This window comes from Bacillus tequilensis, from assembly GCF_012225885.1.
In the GTDB taxonomy this organism is placed as follows: domain Bacteria; phylum Bacillota; class Bacilli; order Bacillales; family Bacillaceae; genus Bacillus; species Bacillus tequilensis.
On the sequence record NZ_CP048852.1, the window covers coordinates 2,488,755 to 2,507,724 of the forward strand.

At 44.5% G+C, this 18,970-nt stretch carries 19 protein-coding genes; 1 reads left to right on the forward strand and 18 read right to left on the reverse strand.

The genetic code is table 11. The features are described 5' to 3' along the window. Positions 1–10: 10 nt before the first annotated feature. The 6 genes from yqfC to rpsU form a co-directional block, all read right to left on the reverse strand. Positions 11–292 (reverse strand): sporulation protein YqfC, encoded by a 282-nt coding sequence (gene yqfC / locus G4P54_RS13305; RefSeq protein WP_003237082.1) that lies wholly within the window; start codon positions 290–292, stop codon positions 11–13. Between the two features lie 56 nt (positions 293–348). Further along, a complete protein-coding gene (locus tag G4P54_RS13310) occupies positions 349–762 on the reverse strand; it encodes a YqfB family membrane protein (RefSeq protein ID WP_167872902.1) in 414 nt (137 codons plus the stop codon). Between the two features lie 24 nt (positions 763–786). Next, on the reverse strand, positions 787–1,782 hold the full coding sequence (floA, locus tag G4P54_RS13315; protein WP_024715007.1) for a flotillin-like protein FloA: 996 nt from the start codon (positions 1,780–1,782) through the stop codon (positions 787–789). A 21-nt stretch (positions 1,783–1,803) separates the two neighbouring features. Further along, the gene (locus G4P54_RS13320; RefSeq protein ID WP_167872903.1) at positions 1,804–3,117 is read right to left on the reverse strand and encodes an NfeD family protein; all 1,314 of its coding nucleotides are present in this window, start codon (positions 3,115–3,117) and stop codon (positions 1,804–1,806) included. Between the two features lie 130 nt (positions 3,118–3,247). Continuing rightward, positions 3,248–3,694: a GatB/YqeY domain-containing protein gene (locus G4P54_RS13325; RefSeq protein WP_003230022.1), complete on the reverse strand. Its 447-nt coding sequence runs from the start codon at positions 3,692–3,694 to the stop codon at positions 3,248–3,250. A gap of 14 nt (positions 3,695–3,708) precedes the next feature. Next, entirely contained in the window at positions 3,709–3,882 is a 174-nt protein-coding gene (gene rpsU, locus G4P54_RS13330; protein ID WP_003152957.1) for a 30S ribosomal protein S21, read from the reverse strand. A gap of 172 nt (positions 3,883–4,054) precedes the next feature. On the opposite strand from rpsU, the gene G4P54_RS13335 reads away from it, so the two are divergent. After that, positions 4,055–4,978, forward strand: a complete 924-nt coding sequence (locus G4P54_RS13335; RefSeq protein ID WP_167872904.1) for a Na/Pi symporter — start codon at positions 4,055–4,057, stop codon at positions 4,976–4,978. Positions 4,979–5,018: 40 nt separating this feature from the next. Here G4P54_RS13335 and mtaB read toward each other — a convergent pair whose 3' ends face one another. The 12 genes from mtaB to gpr all read right to left on the reverse strand — a co-directional run bounded on the left by mtaB (position 5,019) and on the right by gpr (position 18,952). Next, complete coding sequence (gene mtaB / locus G4P54_RS13340) at positions 5,019–6,374, reverse strand: tRNA (N(6)-L-threonylcarbamoyladenosine(37)-C(2))-methylthiotransferase MtaB (protein WP_024715004.1); 1,356 nt, start codon at positions 6,372–6,374, stop codon at positions 5,019–5,021. Continuing rightward, the gene (locus G4P54_RS13345; protein ID WP_024715003.1) at positions 6,374–7,144 is read right to left on the reverse strand and encodes a 16S rRNA (uracil(1498)-N(3))-methyltransferase; all 771 of its coding nucleotides are present in this window, start codon (positions 7,142–7,144) and stop codon (positions 6,374–6,376) included. The genes mtaB and G4P54_RS13345 overlap by 1 nt, the downstream gene beginning before the upstream one ends. Before the next feature lie 22 nt (positions 7,145–7,166). After that, positions 7,167–8,102: a 50S ribosomal protein L11 methyltransferase gene (gene prmA, locus G4P54_RS13350; RefSeq protein ID WP_167872905.1), complete on the reverse strand. Its 936-nt coding sequence runs from the start codon at positions 8,100–8,102 to the stop codon at positions 7,167–7,169. Positions 8,103–8,126: 24 nt separating this feature from the next. Continuing rightward, complete coding sequence (dnaJ, locus tag G4P54_RS13355) at positions 8,127–9,254, reverse strand: molecular chaperone DnaJ (protein ID WP_024715001.1); 1,128 nt, start codon at positions 9,252–9,254, stop codon at positions 8,127–8,129. A 199-nt stretch (positions 9,255–9,453) separates the two neighbouring features. Continuing rightward, positions 9,454–11,289, reverse strand: coding sequence for a molecular chaperone DnaK (gene dnaK, locus G4P54_RS13360; RefSeq protein WP_024715000.1), 1,836 nt, complete (start codon positions 11,287–11,289; stop codon positions 9,454–9,456). 23 nt (positions 11,290–11,312) lie between these two features. Next, entirely contained in the window at positions 11,313–11,876 is a 564-nt protein-coding gene (grpE, locus tag G4P54_RS13365; RefSeq protein ID WP_024714999.1) for a nucleotide exchange factor GrpE, read from the reverse strand. A 70-nt stretch (positions 11,877–11,946) separates the two neighbouring features. Next, on the reverse strand, positions 11,947–12,978 hold the full coding sequence (hrcA, locus tag G4P54_RS13370; protein ID WP_024714998.1) for a heat-inducible transcriptional repressor HrcA: 1,032 nt from the start codon (positions 12,976–12,978) through the stop codon (positions 11,947–11,949). 80 nt (positions 12,979–13,058) lie between these two features. Then, on the reverse strand, positions 13,059–14,198 hold the full coding sequence (gene hemW, locus G4P54_RS13375; protein WP_024714997.1) for a radical SAM family heme chaperone HemW: 1,140 nt from the start codon (positions 14,196–14,198) through the stop codon (positions 13,059–13,061). A 55-nt stretch (positions 14,199–14,253) separates the two neighbouring features. Then, positions 14,254–16,089 (reverse strand): translation elongation factor 4, encoded by a 1,836-nt coding sequence (gene lepA / locus G4P54_RS13380; RefSeq protein WP_024714996.1) that lies wholly within the window; start codon positions 16,087–16,089, stop codon positions 14,254–14,256. A gap of 133 nt (positions 16,090–16,222) precedes the next feature. After that, positions 16,223–16,561, reverse strand: a complete 339-nt coding sequence (locus G4P54_RS13385; protein ID WP_024714995.1) for a YqxA family protein — start codon at positions 16,559–16,561, stop codon at positions 16,223–16,225. 16 nt (positions 16,562–16,577) lie between these two features. Continuing rightward, complete coding sequence (spoIIP, locus tag G4P54_RS13390; protein ID WP_167872906.1) at positions 16,578–17,783, reverse strand: spore autolysin SpoIIP; 1,206 nt, start codon at positions 17,781–17,783, stop codon at positions 16,578–16,580. Positions 17,784–17,845: 62 nt separating this feature from the next. Next, positions 17,846–18,952 carry a GPR endopeptidase gene (gene gpr / locus G4P54_RS13395; protein WP_024714993.1) on the reverse strand — a complete coding sequence of 369 codons (1,107 nt, stop codon included), beginning with the start codon at positions 18,950–18,952 and terminating at the stop codon, positions 17,846–17,848. Between the last annotated feature and the right edge of the window lie 18 nt (positions 18,953–18,970).

The window sequence follows — 18,970 nt, forward strand, 5'->3', positions numbered from 1 at the left end:
CCCCTCGGCTTTATGACTCAACATATCGAACGACATCAATCGTACCCTCCAAAAGAATTTCTTCGGGTAGAATCGCCTTGATGACAAAGTTTTTTCCTGATATGATGCACTGGCCCTGCTTCAGCATCAGCCTCACTTCATTCTCACTAAAAAGCAAAAGGCCTCTGTGGTTTTCTATGTAGATATGAAGTCTGCCAACCATTGTAATCCGCGGCAGATCCATCATAACGTCCGGGGGAATTTCCAATGCTCTTGTCAGCCAAGCTTTCACTCGATTCTTTCTTTGCCCCATACAAAAAGAACCCCCTTTCATCTCATATGTATGATTTGAAAGGAGGTTCTAACACTTTAATTTTTGCGGGCCGAGCGCAATGTATGGTGAGGTTTTTTCGCCCTTGGAGGTCCAAATACCTCTCCTAAGACGATCCCCTGTACCACGGTGTCTTTATTCACCTGGAGCATTTTTTGTTTTGTGTATACTGCTTTTTGTTTAGCGGCAGTAAGGTCACGTTCCAGCCCTTTCAGGTTTCTTTCTGTTTCTCTGCGTCTTTCTTCGGCTTCTCGGCTTACCTGTTCCATGCGGTTAGGAATAGGAGCTTCTTCTGTTGACTGCTTCTTTTGAGGAGAAGCCGTTTTCACCTGCTGAGGCTTATTTCTGTTTTGGCTGTGCTTCTTTTCTTCTTTGCTTTTTTTGCCAAAAATCGCAGAAATAATTCCGATAATCGCTGCAATGATAAGCGGATTGGTCAGTATATCTTCCATCAGCGTTCTCCCTTCTTAGAGAGATTATGATTTGCGGTCTTCATCAGACGAATCTTTCGTCAGCTTGCCGAATGAATCACGCATTTCTGTGTCAGCATCGATGTTTTTGATATTCATGTAATCCATGACGCCAATATTTCCTTCACGCAAAGCTTCCGCCATCGCAAGCGGCACTTCCGCTTCGGCCTCTACCACTTTCGCGCGCATTTCTTCTACGCGGGCGCGCATTTCCTGTTCTTGGGCAACAGCCATCGCACGGCGTTCTTCCGCTTTTGCCTGCGCGATGTTTTTATCAGCCTCGGCCTGATCAGTTTGTAAAATCGCACCGATATTTTTACCGATGTCAACATCAGCAATATCAATCGAGAGAATTTCAAATGCCGTTCCTGAGTCCAATCCTTTTCCAAGTACCGTCTGAGAAATCATGTCGGGGTTTTCAAGCACTTTTTTGTGATTTTCGGATGAACCGATTGTAGAGACGATCCCTTCACCGACACGGGCAACAATAGTTTCTTCCCCCGCTCCCCCGACGAGACGTTCGATATTCGCTCTTACTGTGATTCTCGCTTTCGCTTTCACCTCAATCCCGTCCATCGCCACACCGGCAATGAACGGCGTTTCAATGACCTTAGGATTAACGCTCATTTGAACAGCTTCCAATACATCCCGGCCGGCAAGATCAATGGCAGCACAGCGTTCAAATGTGAGTTCAATGTTCGCACGCTGGGCGGCAATAAGCGCATTGACAACTCTGTCAACATTACCTCCAGCCAGATAGTGACTTTCAAGCTGGTTTGTTCCAACATTAAGTCCCGCTTTATGCGCTTTAATCAGCGGGTTAACAACCCGATTCGGTATGACGCGGCGAAGCCTCATCCCTACTAGAGTGAAAATGCTGATTTTTACTCCTGCTGCTAAAGCTGAAATCCAAAGCATCACAGGCACAAATGTAAAAAATACAGCCAAGACAATGATCGCGACTGCGACAATCGCAAAAATCATAAGTGTTGACGGATCCATATAACTTCTCCTCGTTTCTATTTAAATTTCTCTCACAACAATGCGTGAGCCTTCTACTTTAATCACTTTTACTTTCTTATCTTTTTCAGTAAATGATCCCTCTGAAACAACGTCAAGACGTTCATCATCAATAATGACGGTGCCAGCAGGACGCAGCGGTGTAAAGGTGACACCTACTTTGCCCATTAGGTCCGTGCGTGTTTGATTTGATACGTAACCGCTTTCCGTATTTGTAGAATCATTTAATATCAATTTCTTAAAGAATTTCATACGCTTTCCCAACACCCTTGTCAGTAAAATAAAAGCTGTAATCGAAACAGCTGAGGCGATCAAGAGAGAAACCGCCATGACAGTGAAGCTCCCCGCGGCTAAAAACAGGCTCGCAATAATCGCTCCCAAACCAAGCAATCCAATGATTCCTCCGGGAAGGAAAATCTCAAGCAGGATGAGGATCACCCCTGCTATAAAGAGGAGAACCGTCTCGTATCCGGCAAGACCTGCTGCGAGATGCCCGTAAAAAAACAGCAGCAAAGCGATGAATCCAACCGTTCCAGGAATGCCGACGCCCGGGGAAAAGAGCTCTACCGTCAGACCTAAAAAAGCGATGGTCAGCAAAATAGGAACAATAATCGGGTTCGTCAGCCATCTCGCTGTCTTTTCTGCAAAGCTTTCCTTTGCATAACTGATATGCGCTTTTTCAAACCCAAGCTTCTTTACGAGCGCAGATAAATTGTCAGCAGTGCCTTCTGAATAGCCTACATCAATCGCCTTATCAGCGTTAAGTGTCAGCAGATCTCCCTTCGGTGCGCCGACTTCCTTGGCATCTATATTCGGGTCAGCCATTGCGAGCGCATATTTTGGATCGCGGTTATTTTTCACTGCTGCATCTTCCATTTCTGCCAGCCAAAGTGATTCAGTTTTTTGGTCAGCGGCGTTGCCTTTGCCGTCAATAATCGCGGCCGCTCCCATTTTTCCGCCGGGCGCCATATAAATGTGATCAGCTTGCAGGGCGATATATGCACCAGCTGACAACGCGCGTTTGTTTACATACGCAGTTACTGGGATCTCGCTTTCAGTTATCGAATCCGCGATATCAATAGCTGATTTGACCAAGCCTCCCGGCGTATTGATATCAAGAATAATATGATCTGCATGCTCTTCCTTTGCATCTTGTAACGAACGGGACAAAAATGAGACAAGGCCCTGTTCGACATTTTTTTCAACCGGGATCACATAAACCGTTTGTTTTTCTGCTTTTGCATTCAGCTGTACGCCTAATAAAGATAATAAAAATATGCTCAACAGAGCAGCACGGAATCCTTTGATGTGAAGCAAGGGCGGTGTATCCCTCCTTCCTTTTAAAATCATTGCCTTCTCTTCATACGTAACAAATGTATCAAAGGTTTCATTTTTTTATGTATAAAAAAAGACATCTCTCTTAGAAAGATGTCCTTTTCTTTGCCATTTAAGACAGTTGACTGCTCACAAGCTTATTAATTAAACTTCCGTCAGCTTTACCTTTTACTTTAGGCATAATTGCCCCCATCACTTTGCCCATGTCCGCTTTTGAGCTCGCACCGACCTCCGCGATGGTTTCATTTACGATTGTACGCAGCTCTTCTTCTGACAGCTGCTCAGGTAAATAAACTTCTAAAATGTCCAGCTCTTTTTGAACTTTATCTACTAAATCTAAACGATTAGCGTTTGAAAATTCCTGGAGGGAGTCTTTACGTTGCTTAAGTTCACGAGAAAGGACAGTGAGTTCCTCATCCTCGGTCAAACTGTCTTTCTTAAGCTTAATTGCTTCATTTTGAAGTGAAGCCTTAACCATTCGAACGACAGTCAGTTTGTCTTTCTCACGGTTTTTCATATACAGCTTCATATCCTGGTTGAGACGCTCAAGAAGACTCATAAATCCACCCTCTTTTAGAATTTGCGTTTTCTAGCAGCTTCAGACTTTTTCTTGCGCTTTACGCTAGGTTTTTCATAAAATTCACGCTTTCTTGCTTCTTGCAAAGTACCTGTCTTTGATACACTGCGTTTGAAGCGACGAAGAGCATCTTCAAGCGATTCGTTTTTTCTAACGACCGTTTTTGACATTCTCTTTCCCTCCCTCCGAATACACCAATCGACTACCTTTAAGTTACACATATAAACATGTACTTTGACATTATAATATAAGCCATGAGTCAGGTCAACTAAGTGAGTTCACTTTTCCGTCATGAGTGTGACTGCCTGTCTATATAATGATGGAAAGGGGTTGGTGAATTAAATGTTAATTCTGATCAGTTTTACTGCTCTTATATTATTCTTTCTCGCTGGCATGAACATGCTTCGAAAAGGCTTAATTTCCATGGCTTACTCAAAAATTGAAGACCGTTTGCTTTTGTTTACGGACCATCCGTTAAAAGCGTTTCTTGTCAGCATTGTATTTACGGGAATTCTTCAAAGCAGTTCAGCCTTTATGGTCATTGTCATCGGCTTTGTAAGTGCGGGCGTCCTTTCTTTTAAACGGACGATACCGATGATTTTGGGAACTAACGTCGGGTCTACTTTTACTACTGAATTTATTGCCATCAAAATGGATGTTCTGATTTGGATTCTTTTGATAGGCGGGGCATTGTTTTTTTTGACGGGCAGATATCCTTTCAAACAGCTGGGAACAAGCTTTCTCGGTCTCGGCATCATCTTTTTTTGCATCAGCGGATTCAGCCATCTTGCAGGGCCGCTGACAAAGCTGAAAACGGGAGCAGAGGTTCTATACCACGTGAACGATTCAAACTGGTCCGCTTTGCTCATCGGTATGGTGTTAACGGCCATCATTCACTCAAGCTCTGTTTGTATCGGCATTTTGATGAGCTTTATGAATGAAGGCATGATCGGATTGACACAGGCGATGAGCGTTGTTCTCGGATCAAATATCGGGACATGCGTGACAGCTGTCATGGCTGCTGTATCCGGCGGATATGCGGCGAAGCAGACAGCGTATGCCCATGTGGTATTCAACGTACTGGGGGTAGCTATTGTATTACCTTTTCTGACGGCAGCCACAGGTTATGTAGAACAGCTATCAGCTGATCCCGCACAAAGGATCGCGCATTTCAGCCTTTTATTTAATGTGGTGACAGCCCTTTTATTTCTTCCGCTTACAAACTTGTTTTACCGCTTCATTCACTTCCTTATCCCAGCTAAATAAAAAAACCGGTACATGTCATGTAAATGCACCGGTTTTTAGGTTAAGAAGACAAACGCATATGTTCCGTTATTTCGTCCTCAACAACACGGACAAATTGGCCTTCATTGTAAGGATAGCCTGCTTTTAGAATTTTGACTTTCACGATTTTGCCGATCATATCTTCCGTTCCTTTGAAAACAACCTTCATATAGTTGTCTGTGTAACCGACAAACATGTTCTCTTCTTCTGTTTCCTTAAACGCTTCTTCAGGAATGATTTCAAGCACTTCATTTTCATACTGAGATGCGTATTCCTTCGCAAGCTGGTCAGAAAGAGCAATCAGGCGATGCACACGTTCATTTTTGACGTTTTCATCCACTTGATCTTCCATTCGCGCAGCCGGCGTTCCTGTACGTTTGCTGTAAGGGAAAACATGCAGTTCAGAGAATTGATGTTCTTTAATAAAGTTATAGGTTTCCATAAATTCCTCTTCTGTTTCGCCAGGGAACCCTACAATGACATCAGAAGTAACAGCTAAGCCCGGCAGTGCTTTTTTCAGTTTGTTTAAACGGTCAGCAAAAAACTCCATCGTATATTTACGTCTCATCCGTTTAAGCACTGTGTTAGATCCCGATTGGATAGGAATATGCAAATGGTTCACAATCTTATCTGAGCGGTCTAAAACCTCGATCACTTCGTCTGTGATTTGGCTGGCTTCGATTGAAGAAATTCTGATCCGTTTCACACCTTCAACACGTGTGTCTAATTCGCTCAAAAGCTTAGCGAAGTTGTAATCTTTCATATCTTCGCCGTAGCCGCCTGTATGAATACCAGTCAAAACAATTTCTTTATATCCGGCATCGACAAGCTGCTGCGCTTGTTTAATGACTTCTTCAGGGTCGCGTGAGCGGAGTAGGCCGCGCGCCCACGGAATGATACAGAATGTGCAGAAATTATTGCAGCCTTCCTGTATTTTCAATGACGCTCTTGTCCGGTCCGTGAATGCAGGTACATCGAGCTCCTCATACACTCTTGCTTTCATGATGTTGCCGACGCCGTTAATCGGCTGGCGCTCTTCACGGTATTGATCGATATAGCCGAGCATTTTTTCCCGGTCCTGCGTTCCGACTACAATATCGACACCAGGGATCGCCATAATCTCAGCAGGCGAGGTTTGCGCATAGCAGCCTGTGACACAGATGACACCGTCAGGATTTTGACGAATGGCGCGTCTGATCACTTGGCGGCTTTTTTTATCTCCCGTGTTTGTTACCGTACATGTATTAATGACATATACATCAGCGGTTTGTTCAAAATCTCTTCTTTCATAGCCCGCTTCTTTGAAAAGCTGCCAGATTGCTTCTGTTTCATAGTGGTTGACTTTACAGCCAAGCGTATGGAAAGCAACAGTTGCCATTATTGATCACCTCTTAATAACTCTGTTTGATAAGAAATCGCACTCAACGCGTATAGCGGAGCGGTTTCTGTCCTTAAAATTCTCGGTCCGAGGCCGCTCAGCACACCGTTTTTCTCTGTGAGCCGTTCAGCCTCCGCTTCTGTTAAACCGCCTTCGGGACCAAATACGATCAAAAGAGATGATCCTTTCGGAAGGCTGCTTATAGCCGCACTGAATGCGCTTATTTCCCCTTGCTTTGATGACTCCTCGTATGCAACGACACATTTATCGAAGTCCTGCATCCTTTGAAGAAGCTGCTGAAAAGAAAGGACATCCATTACTTCCGGCACTTCGTTACGGTAAGATTGTTCAGCCGCTTCCTTCGCAATCTTCGTCCATCTTTCCCGCTTTTTCTTTGCCTTTTTGTCATCCAGCTTGACAACAGAACGGGTGGCTTGAAAAGGAATAAAGGCATAAGCTCCGAGCTCAGTCCCCTTTTGGATAATCCATTCAAGCTTATCTCCTTTCGGGAGGCCGCTCGCAATATAAACCTTTATCGGAAGCTCTCTGTTTTCATTCGTCCATTCTACAACAAGGCAGGACACATTATCTTTGGAAACAGATTGAAGTTCACATTTTGCCTCGAAGCCGTCCTGAGAGCAGCAGATAATCTGATCTCCCTCATTCATTCTCATCACGTTCACGATATGATGAACATCTTCACCGGTAATCGAAAAAGCCGGCGCTTCCTCCATTTGCAGCTTCGTGAGCTCGATAAAATATCGTTGCATACGCTGTGACACCTACTAACTGTTATTTTTTCGCAATAATGCTGACCCAATCTTCCATTGAAAGGATTTCTACAATGGTGAAGCCAGCTTGTTCAAGTGCTTCTTTTACTTCTTGTTTTTTATGACCGATGATTCCTGACGTAATAAAGTGGCCGCCTTCTTTTAACAGACTGAACGCTTGTGAAGTAAAGCGAAGAATGACTTCAGCCAAAATGTTGGCAACGATCACATCGTGTTCCCCTTCAATTCCGTCTAACAAATTGTTTTGCTTTACTTGAGCAATATCGCTCACTTTGTTCAGCTTGAGATTGAGGCGTGCACTTTCTACAGCCACGGGATCAAGATCGTAGGCGTGAACCGATTCAGCCTCAAGCATTGCAGCCGCAATACTTAAAATTCCGGAACCTGTACCGACATCAATCACCTTATCACCTTTTTGCACAAAGCGTTCAAGCGCCTGAATGCAGAGTACGGTTGTCGGGTGTGTGCCTGTGCCGAATGCCATTCCCGGATCCATTTCAATAATCAGTTCATCAGTATTGACCGGCGTATATTCCTCCCACGTCGGCACAATTGTAAACTTTTCAGAAATTTTCACAGGATGATAATACTTTTTCCAGGCAGTCGCCCACTCTTCTTCGTTCACTTCAGAAATCGTGATGTGATTTCTGCCCAAATCAATATTGTAAAGAAGCAGATTATTAATCGTTTCTTTAATGCCATCCACCGTTTCGCCAAGAAAACTGTTAACCGGCAGATATGCTTTGACAATGACACCCTCATCTGGATAATCATTGGGGTCGAGCTGGTAGATTTCCCCGTACACATTCTCACGTTCTTTAATTAAATCAAGCGGGTCCTCTATCACAACCCCACTTGCACCAGCTTCATGCAATATATTTGAGATAGGCTCCACCGCTTCATGTGTTGTGTGAATGCTTAATTCGGACCATTTCAAAACTACCAACTCCTCATCCAATAATTAATCGCCTTTAAACGCGCGTTTTACCTTGTCAAAGAAACTCATTTCCTGTTCGTCAGGCAGGTTTCCGCTGACCTCAGCGAATTCGCGTATAATGTCTTTTTGTTTATCTGTCAGGTTTGTCGGCGTGACGACACGGACCACAATATGCTGGTCACCCTGTCCATAGCCTCTGACATTTTGAACACCTTTGCCTCTTAATCTAAATTTTGTTCCTGTTTGTGTGCCTGCTGGAATTTTCAATTTCACTTTTCCATGCAGCGTCGGAACTTCCACTTCATCTCCAAGAGCTGCCTGAACAAACGTTAACGGCATTTCACAGTAAATATCATCGCCGTCACGCTCGAAGAACTCATGGGCACGCACATGGAACACGACAAATAAATCCCCGGCAGGGCCGCCGTTTACTCCTGGTTCACCCTGACCCGCGAGACGAAGCTGCTGCCCGTCATCTACACCGGCTGGAATTGTCACGTTGATTTTTTTGCGTTTTTTGATTTTTCCTTTGCCGCCGCAATCCGCACACTTGTCTTTAATGATTTTGCCTGTACCTTCACAGTGGTGGCAGACCCGTCTGTTCACAACTTTTCCAAACGGCGTATTTTGCTCCACGTTTAGCTGGCCGGAACCTCCGCAGTGGGAGCACGTTTCAGGGGTTGTGCCAGGTTTCGCACCTGAACCTTTACATGTATCGCACGTTTCCTCGCGCGGAATTTCGATGGTTGTTTCCTTACCAAAAGCGGCATCCTCAAACGACAAAGTCATCGTATACTGCAAATCGGCGCCTTGGCGCGGGGCGTTTGGATCTCTTCGTCTTGTGCCTCCGCCGAAAATACTTGAGAAAATATCATCGAAACCAAAACCGCCGAAATCGCCGCCGCCAAAACCTCCGCCGCCGAATCCCTGATTAGGATCAGTGTGCCCAAATTGGTCGTAATGCGCACGTTTTTGGTCGTCTGACAGCGTTTCGTACGCTTCTTTTACCTCTTTAAATTTTTCATCTGATCCCGCTTCTTTGTTAATATCAGGATGATACTTTTTTGACAGCTTCCGATAAGCTTTTTTAATTTCATCCTTTGAAGCGCTCTTACTTACTCCCAGCACTTCATAGTAATCACGCTTACTCATCTCGCTTCACTCTCCCGAATTTCTCACATAAATTAGATTGTATCATTTTGAATTATGATTTTTCAATTCCTTTTATCCCGGGCAAGAAAAAAAGTCAAAGCCAAGAGATGCCTGACTTTGACTTTCTAATCATTGAATCAGATTATGAAATGTGTTCTTTTCGGTCAGCCCCGGAAGCGGGACTGACTCTGAGAAGAACTTATTTTTTGTTTTGGTCGTCGTTAACTTCTTCGTATTCAGCGTCGACAACGTTGTCATCAGCTTTGCCTTCAGCGTCCGCTCCGCCTTGTGCTTGCTGTGCTTTAGCAGCTTCTTCATAAAGCTTCATAGAAAGCTCTTGAACGATTGTTTGAAGCTCATCTTTTTTCGCTTTGATTTCTTCAAATTCGTTTTTCTCAATCGCTGCTTTTAAAGCGTCTTTGGCATCGTTGGCTTTTTTCACTTGTTCTTCGTCCACTTTGCCTTCAAGATCTTTTAATGTTTTCTCAGTTTGGAAAACAAGCTGATCTGCTTCGTTGCGGACTTCGATTTCTTCTTTTTTCTTCGCATCAGCGTCAGCATTTTCTTCCGCTTCTTTTACCATGCGTTCGATCTCATCATCTGAAAGACCTGAAGAAGATTTAATTGTAATGTTTTGTTCTTTTCCTGTGCCTAAATCTTTTGCTCTTACGTTTACGATACCGTTTTTGTCAATATCGAAAGAAACTTCGATTTGAGGCACGCCGCGCGGTGCTGGCGGGATATCAGTAAGCTGGAAGCGGCCAAGTGTTTTGTTGTCGGCAGACATTGGGCGCTCACCTTGAAGAACATGGATATCAACAGCTGTTTGGTTATCAGCAGCAGTTGAGAACACTTGTGATTTGCTTGTCGGGATCGTCGTGTTGCGGTCGATCAGTTTTGTGAACACGCCGCCCATCGTTTCGATACCAAGAGAAAGCGGTGTAACGTCAAGGAGAACTACGTCTTTTACGTCACCAGTGATAACGCCGCCCTGAATCGCAGCACCAAGCGCTACAACTTCATCTGGGTTTACGCCTTTATGCGCTTCTTTTCCAGTTTCTTTTTTGATTGCTTCTTGTACAGCAGGGATACGAGTTGATCCGCCGACAAGGATGACTTTGTCGATTTCGCTTGCAGAAAGTCCTGCATCTTGAAGCGCTTGACGGACAGGACCCATTGTGCGTTCTACTAAATGAGAAGAAAGCTCTTCGAATTTAGCACGAGTTAATGTAAGTTCAAGGTGAAGCGGTCCTGCTTCTCCAGCTGTGATGAACGGTAAAGAAATTTGCGTAGAAGATACGCCGGAAAGATCTTTTTTCGCTTTTTCAGCCGCGTCTTTCAAACGCTGCAGCGCCATTTTGTCTTTTGACAGATCAATGCCGTTTTCTTTTTTGAATTCAGACACAAGGTGATCGATGATCACTTGGTCAAAGTCGTCCCCGCCCAAACGGTTATCACCGGCAGTTGAACGAACTTCGAATACACCGTCGCCAAGCTCTAGGATTGAAACGTCGAATGTACCGCCGCCAAGGTCGTATACGAGGATCGTTTGATCTTCATCTGTTTTATCAAGCCCGTATGCAAGCGCTGCTGCAGTCGGTTCGTTGATGATACGTTCTACTTCAAGACCTGCAATTTTACCAGCGTCTTTTGTCGCTTGACGCTCAGCATCGTTAAAGTATGCAGGAACTGTGATAACTGCTTTTGATACTGTTTCGCCAAGATAGCTTTCAGCGTATGATTTAAGGTGTTGAAGGATGATAGCAGACACTTCTTGAGGAGTGTAATCTTTTCCTTCAATTTCAACTTTATAATCAGTACCCATATGGCGTTTAACTGACATGATTGTGTTTGGGTTTGTGATAGATTGGCGTTTAGCCACTTCCCCTACTTGGCGTTCGCCGTTTTTAAATGCAACAACTGATGGTGTTGTGCGGTTTCCTTCAGCATTGGCAATAACTTTAGGCTCTCCGCCTTCAAGCACTGCCACACATGAGTTTGTTGTTCCTAAGTCGATTCCGATAACTTTACTCACTTGAATAACCTCCTGCTATGTAATTATTGATTCACTTTGACCATGGAAGGGCGAATGACACGATCCTTCAGCTTGTAGCCTTTTTGCATTTCTTCAACAACAATGTTGGAGCCGTAGTTTTCATCTTCAGCCTGCATAACGGCTTGGTGAAGATTAGGATCAAATTCCTGCCCTACAGCTTCGATGGCTTCCACGCCTTCTTTTTTCAAGGCTTCTACGAGCTGACGGTGGACCATTTCCATTCCCTGGAGCAAACTTTTCGTCTGTTCATTGTCGGCTTCAACTTGAAGCGCTCTTTCAAAGCTGTCCAAAGCCGGCAGCAAATCAGCCACGATATTTTGAGAACGGTATTTTTGGGACGCTTCCATCTCTAAGCGGCTGCGTCGTTTATAGTTTTCAAAGTCTGCTTGAACACGCAAAAGTTTGTTTTCTTTTTCCTCAAGCAAACCTTGCAATTCGTTAATTTGGTTTTGAAGAAGTTCGCTTTCATTTGTTTCTTCCTGCTGATCTTCAGCAACAGCTTGTTCTTCAATGACTTCTTGCTCTTCTGTTTCATTTTGTTCAACGGTTTGTTTTTCTTCTGACATTGTGTTCACCTCCCTCAAAGTGTAGAGAGAAGGGCGGTGGCGCCCTTCGATAAAATTTGCCAAAATTCCCTTACTCATCATACAAATTTGTTAATGCTTTTGACAAGTCTGAAGTCACATGCTGAAGCAGGCTGACAACCCTGGAATAATTCATGCGGGTCGGGCCGATGATTGCAATTGAGCCGATCTGTTTCTGATCAACAGTATATGAAGCCGTAATCAGACTGCAGTTTTCCATCTCTTCATAGTCGTTTTCTTTTCCGATTTTAATCGAAATTCCCGCGTGCGGGGATTGAACGAGCTTTAGTACATCCTGTTCTTTTTCGATTAATGAGAGCAGCGACCGAACTCTGGTGATATCATGAAACTCCGGCTGGTTCAGCATGTTGATTTTTCCGCCGAAAAACAACTTTTCGACGTGACTTGTGGAATGAAAGGTTGAACGCAGCGCGTCAAGAATATTGTCATAATTTTTAATGTGCTGTCTTAGGTACAAGACGACTTCTTTAAATATGCGCTCATTCAGTTCATCCATTGGAACACCGGTTAAACGGTCGTTCAATATATTGACCAGTTTTTCAATATCAGACAGATCCATTTTGGCTGGGAAATTAATCGTTTTGTTTTCCACATGCCCCGTATTGGTAACGAGAATCGCTACCGCCATATCGGGCTGAATCGGTATGATTTGAATCTGTTTAAGGTAATTCTCACTCAGCTTCGGTCCAAGGACGATGGATGTATAATTCGTCAGATCGGACAATATTTGCGCTGATTTTTGAACTGTCTTCTCCAGCTCGAAAATTTTCTCTTTGAAGATCGAGTGGATTTGGTCCAGATCGCTTTTTGTCAGTTTGACGGGTGACAGCAAATGGTCAACATAGTACCGGTACCCTTTTTCTGACGGAACGCGCCCTGAGGATGAATGGGTTTTTTCAATGAAGCCCAGTTCCTCCAAGTCAGCCATCTCGTTTCTTATTGTTGCAGAGCTAAATGTGATTTCATCTTTTTTCGAAAGAGTTCTTGATCCTACAGGCTGCGCCGATTTAATAAAATCGTTGATTATAACCTGAAGGATCAGCAGCTGACGATTTGTTAACATCATCATCACCTCTGTTAGCACTCTCGATAAGCGAGTGCTAATTCTATAACAAAAGTATCAAACCACAAGAAAAATGTCAATTATAACTCACCCAAAAAAGCGCCAAAAACTTCATTACCTAATAATTTCCCCTGATGAGTCAAACAAACGGCAGACTCGGAGTTGTGAATCAGCCCTTTTTCAGCGAGGTCTTTTAATATGCTTGGAAAAAGTTCATTCAGTGAACGACCGTATTTTAGTGCAAATCGTTTTTTGCTGACACCGGCTGTTTTTCTCAAACCTAAAAACATTTCTTCTTCGATTTGTTCTTCTGTTGTCACTTCATGTGTATCTCTGTACGGAAAGCCTTTTTCAGCTATCAGATCAATGTAATGTTTGACAGGTCCGACGTTTACTGTCCGTGTGCCGCTGATATATCCGTGAGCCCCTGCTCCGAAGCCGAAATATTCCTCGTTGCTCCAATACGTCAAATTGTGCTTTGATTCCATACCTGCCTTGGCAAAGTTGCTGATTTCATATTGATGAATGTTGTGAGCTTCCATGCGGCTCATCACCATTTCATACATTTCGGCTTCCTGCTCTTGCGGCGGCAGATGGAGCCTGCCTTTTTGCATCAGATTATAAAATACTGTTTTCGGTTCGACAATGAGGGAGTATATGGAATAATGCTCGGCATCCAGCGATAAAGCAGTGTTTAAGGAATGATCCAAATGCTTGAGGGTTTGTCCCGGAAGACCGAACATTAAATCAAGACTGATATTGTCAAACCCGATTTCCCGCGCTCTTTCAAATGAGGCAAATACATCCTTTTGTTTGTGCACTCGGCCGATTTTTTCTAACAGATCGTCTTCGAACGTTTGGACACCGAAGCTAAGGCGATTGACGCCTGCTTCTTTTAAAATGTTTAATTTCCCAGCGGATAAGTCGTCCGGATTCGCTTCAACCGCAAATTCCGATAAAGCGCTTGAAGGCTTCAGCACTCGGATGATCATGTCCATCAGCTTTTTGAGCTGTTCCTCAGACAGAGAGGTTGGCGTGCCTCCTCCGATAAAGATCGTTTTGAGGTCAGGCTGCCCTGTTTTCGATACGGTATTTATCATTTCCTGTTCGAGCGCATTTAAATACTCGTCAACAGGCTGGCTTTGAATAAAATATTTATTGAAATCGCAGTAGTGGCAAATATGCTCACAGAATGGGATATGGATATAAGCTGATTTCAACGAATTCACCTTCTTTACAGAAAGAAGCCGCAGTACAAGACTGCGGCGGCTTCTATTATTTTTTCGGACTGTCGTCCATTTTCAGGACTGCCATAAATGCTTCTTGCGGCACTTCAACTGAGCCGACCTGCTTCATTCGGCGCTTTCCTTCTTTTTGTTTTTCAAGAAGTTTCCGTTTACGCGAGATGTCCCCTCCGTAACATTTAGCCAATACGTTTTTACGCATTGCTTTTATGGTAGAGCGGGCCACAATTTTCTGACCGATCGCCGCTTGAATCGGTACTTCAAAGTGCTGACGCGGAATAAGCTCTTTCAGCTTCTCAACGATCACTTTTCCTCGTTCATACGCGTAATCCCGGTGCACGATAAAGGATAGAGCATCGATTTTTTCTCCGTTCAGCATAATGTCCATTTTGACAAGCTGAGACGGTTTGTAGCCGATCAGTTCATAGTCAAAGGACGCGTAGCCTTTTGTGCTTGATTTAAGCTGGTCAAAAAACTCATACACGATCTCCGCCAACGGCATATCATAGACAATGCTGACACGGTTTGCGTCTAAATATTGCATATCAATGAAGTTGCCGCGTTTGCCCTGGCAAAGCTCCATTACAGCGCCGACGTAATCATTCGGCACCATCATCGTCGCTTTTACGTACGGTTCCTCAATCCGTTCGATCTTTTGAGGGTCAGGCATGTTGGACGGGTTGTCGACAACGGCCTTTTCGCCGTCTGTCATATACACGTCATAAATAACGCTTGGCGCTGTCGTAATCAGGTCGATGTTGAACTCACGCTCAATCCGCTCCTGAATAATCTCCATGTGGAGCATACCTAAAAATCCGCAACGGAAGCCGAACCCAAGCGCTTGTGACGTTTCCGCTTCATATTGAAGAGCAGAATCATTCAGCTCAAGTTTCTCAAGGGCTTCCCTTAAATCATTATATTTTGCTGTATCAATTGGATACAAGCCGCAGTACACCATCGGGTTGAGCTTGCGGTATCCCGGCAGCGCTTCGTCTGCAGGATTGGCAGCGCCCGTGATCGTATCACCGACTCGCGTGTCACCGACATTTTTGATTGAGGCAGTCAGGAAGCCTACATCACCGACCGTCAGTTCATTTGTCGGAGTCGCTTTCGGCGTGAATACCCCGACCTCTGTTACTTCGAATTCTTTGCCGGTTGCCATCATTTTGATTTTTTGCCCCGGCTTTACCGTTCCTTCAACGACTCTGATATACGCCACGACACCGCGATAGGCATCATAAAGCGAGTCGAAAATCAGCGCTTTGAGCGGCGCCTCCGGATCTCCGGTCGGAGCGGGCACCTTTTCTACGATTTGTTCTAAAATCTCCTCGATCCCAATACCGGCTTTTGCTGAAGCAAGCACGGCTTCTGATGCGTCAAGGCCGATAACGTCTTCTACCTCCTGGCGCACGCGTTCCGGTTCGGCACTCGGGAGATCGATTTTGTTAATGACCGGCAGAATTTCAAGGTCATTGTCAAGCGCTAAGTAAACGTTGGCAAGCGTCTGCGCTTCAATTCCCTGTGCCGCGTCCACGACAAGAATCGCTCCTTCGCAGGCAGCAAGGCTTCGGGATACTTCGTACGTAAAGTCGACATGTCCCGGCGTGTCGATCAGGTGAAAAATATATTCCTCTCCGTCTTTTGCTTTATATGTAAGCTGAACAGAGTTTAATTTAATGGTTATGCCCCGCTCACGTTCAAGATCCATAGAATCGAGCAATTGTTCTTTCATTTCTCGTTGAGTGATTGCCGACGTTTTTTCTAAAATACGATCCGCTAAGGTCGATTTTCCGTGGTCAATATGGGCAATGATAGAGAAATTTCGTATTCTCGACTGCCTCTCTAAACGCTTTTCTTTATCTGTCACAATCTATCACTCCTACTATTAAACGCAAAATACACTAGCTTAGATTATATCAATAGGATTGTAAAGATTCAATGTAAAACAAGAAAGAGAAAAGTTCCCCGTCAATCTTGGGCTGCTTTTCTCTTTTACGCACCTATTGATTCAAATCCCGTATCCATTCATACATCGACTGGGCTGTGCTGGTTACAGAGTCAGAAAGCGCTTTTCCGGCTTTAGAGAACACATTGAACGTTTCCACCTGTTCCAGCTCTTTTTGTTTTTCTTCTACATTTTTTGCCGTGACTGTTTCTCCTAAAATCGAGGCTTCTTTTTCATTATTTTTTCCGTCTGTAAGCGTAAACGCTCCCTTAAGTGAAGGGTCATGATAGCCTTTCATACTGAGCATCCCGTTATTTGCCTGCTGCATGCCGAGCAGGACGCCGAAAAACATAATCGTGACAATCAGCAGGCATTTGCCAAAGTAAGCAATCAAATCAACCACCTATTTCTTATTGTTTTTTCGTCTCGCCGTTGTCCGCGTTGACCTTTTCAGCATCCCAGTACATTTCGCTGAACACGTCTGCAGCCGCGTCAGCCGCACGCTGAAGTTCTTCGAGATTATTATCTACTCCGCCAAATTCGAGCAAAAGCGCTCTGTCGGTTAAATCCTGATTGTAAACACCATTATCGCCTGATGAGCCTTTTGAAAAGACACCTGTGCTGAGACCGGGGTATTTTTTCTCCATCAGCTTATGAAGCTCGCTCGCAATTTTATAGTTTTCCTCGAAATTTTGGCTTTTTTTGCCGACGACAAAGGCTACCCGGGCATAGCTTTTTCCCTTAATCGTTGTTGTCGTATCTTTCTTTCGCCGTGAATCTCTGTGGATATCAATGATATATTGCAGATTTTTGTTTGAGGCGAGCGCATCTTTGACGACCGGCCTTGATTCATCGTAGGATCTCGCATAGTTTAAGCCTTTTTTGTTCAATTTTCCCTGTATATCGGATTTGTTCACTGTGGCTCCGATGCCTTGGGATTCAAGCGCTTTTCCGAACATATCTCCTACGAGCGTGACGTTGGCTTTAGAGTGGCGCGCCATATCAGGGTCGGTCTCGCCTTTTAATAAAGGGAGATATGATTCCGTATTGTGTGTGTGATAGACAAAAACAACCTTTTTATCACCGGTTGTTTGTTTCGGCGGATCTTTTTTCGCATTGTCTGATTGTGTTTGCTGCTTTTTAATCTCTGCCACATTCGCTTCCCTTTCTTCTTCCATCACTTTAGACGGCGGCGGAGATTCTGCAGGCATATTCGTATAGTCCGTGCCACGTCCAGCTAACAGAATCTCGGTATCAAACTGCGCAAATCCCGGCAGCTCCCGGCCGAGAAAGCTCCGCGGATCTTCGAGGTTAATGCTTGTCGCGAGCTTCAGCGAAAGGCGCGAAAGATGAAATGAGCTGTCAGTTTGAGAAAGATCAGAAGCGAAATAATGGTTTTCCATCCGCAGCAAGTGCGCAAACACGTCACCCGGCAATTCTTCAGCAATCCCGTAAAAAGAGTCGGACGACGGCCTGAGTTCCGGCCGGAGAGACGTCAGCACACCGGATAGAACAAAAATCACGATAAGGCTTGCGACAAACAGAAAGATGGCTTTTACAGCTTTCCCGCCATTTATCGTAACAACAATTTGTCTGTTTCTGCGTTTGTTTCTCATTGAATCCCTCCAGCGCTTGTCTAGTAATTACTCTATGAACAAGCTAGAGGAAGTAGAACTGTTTAGTGATTGTAGGAGCCTTTGTTTTCTTGTGACACTTTTTCATGGAGCGCTGTGTTTAATCCATTCGCCAGCACATTTGCCATATCATCGATAAAAGAGTCCACTTCCTTTGGCGTCACCATTAAGTTATGACCCAAAGGTGAAAGCACCTCGTGAATGAGCTGCCGTTTCTCATCTTCTTGAAGGGTTCCGACAATACCGAGGAACGATTGGCGCTCCTTTTGATCTGGAAGATCTTCTTCAGTGAGCACTTTCTTTTTCCCAAACGTCATACCAGCCGGAACAAGTGATCTTGACGGCCTGTTATCTTTCATTTCTCTGCCAAAATGTTTTAATATGTAGTCTACCGTATCGCTGGCAATTGTCACAGCATCAACAACTGTCGGAACTCCGATTGCGATTACAGGGACGCCGAGTGTGTCTTTGCTTAAATCTTTTCGTTTGTTTCCCACTCCTGATCCCGGGTGAATGCCTGTATCAGATATTTGAATGGTTGTGTTGACCCTTTCCACCGCCCGCGCCGCCAATGCATCAATGGCAATGACAAAATCAGGCTTCGATTGCTCAATCACGCCTTTAATAATGTCGCTTGTTTCGATTCCTGTAATCCCCATCACACCAGGTGCAAACGCACTGACAGGCCTGTACCCCTCCTGCACGTTTTCCGGCTGCAGCTTAAATAAGTGCCTTGTGACCAACAGATTTTCTACAGCCATCGGTCCCAGCGCATCAGGTGTCACGTTCCAGTTGCCAAGTCCGACGATCAGACAGCTCGCATCTTTTGAGATCTTAAGGCTTTCAAGAAAAGCCGAGAATTCCTCCGCAAACACAGCAGATACCTTTTCCTGCATTTCCGAATCATTTTCTCTGATCCCTTGCGCCTCAAGAGTTAAATAGCGTCCTTCTTTTTTTCCCGAGAGTTCCGCGCCTTCCTTTGTAATATCAACGGTGCGGATTTTAATGCCGCCGCGATCACGCTCTTTTTCAATAAATCCTTTAATATCTTTTGTCGGCACAGCCTGCTGATTGGCCATTGCTTCCTTTGTTTCCACTGCCAAATCGGTACGTATCAAATACTGATTCACATCCAGCTCACTCTTTTTCATACAGGGGCCTCCTTCACA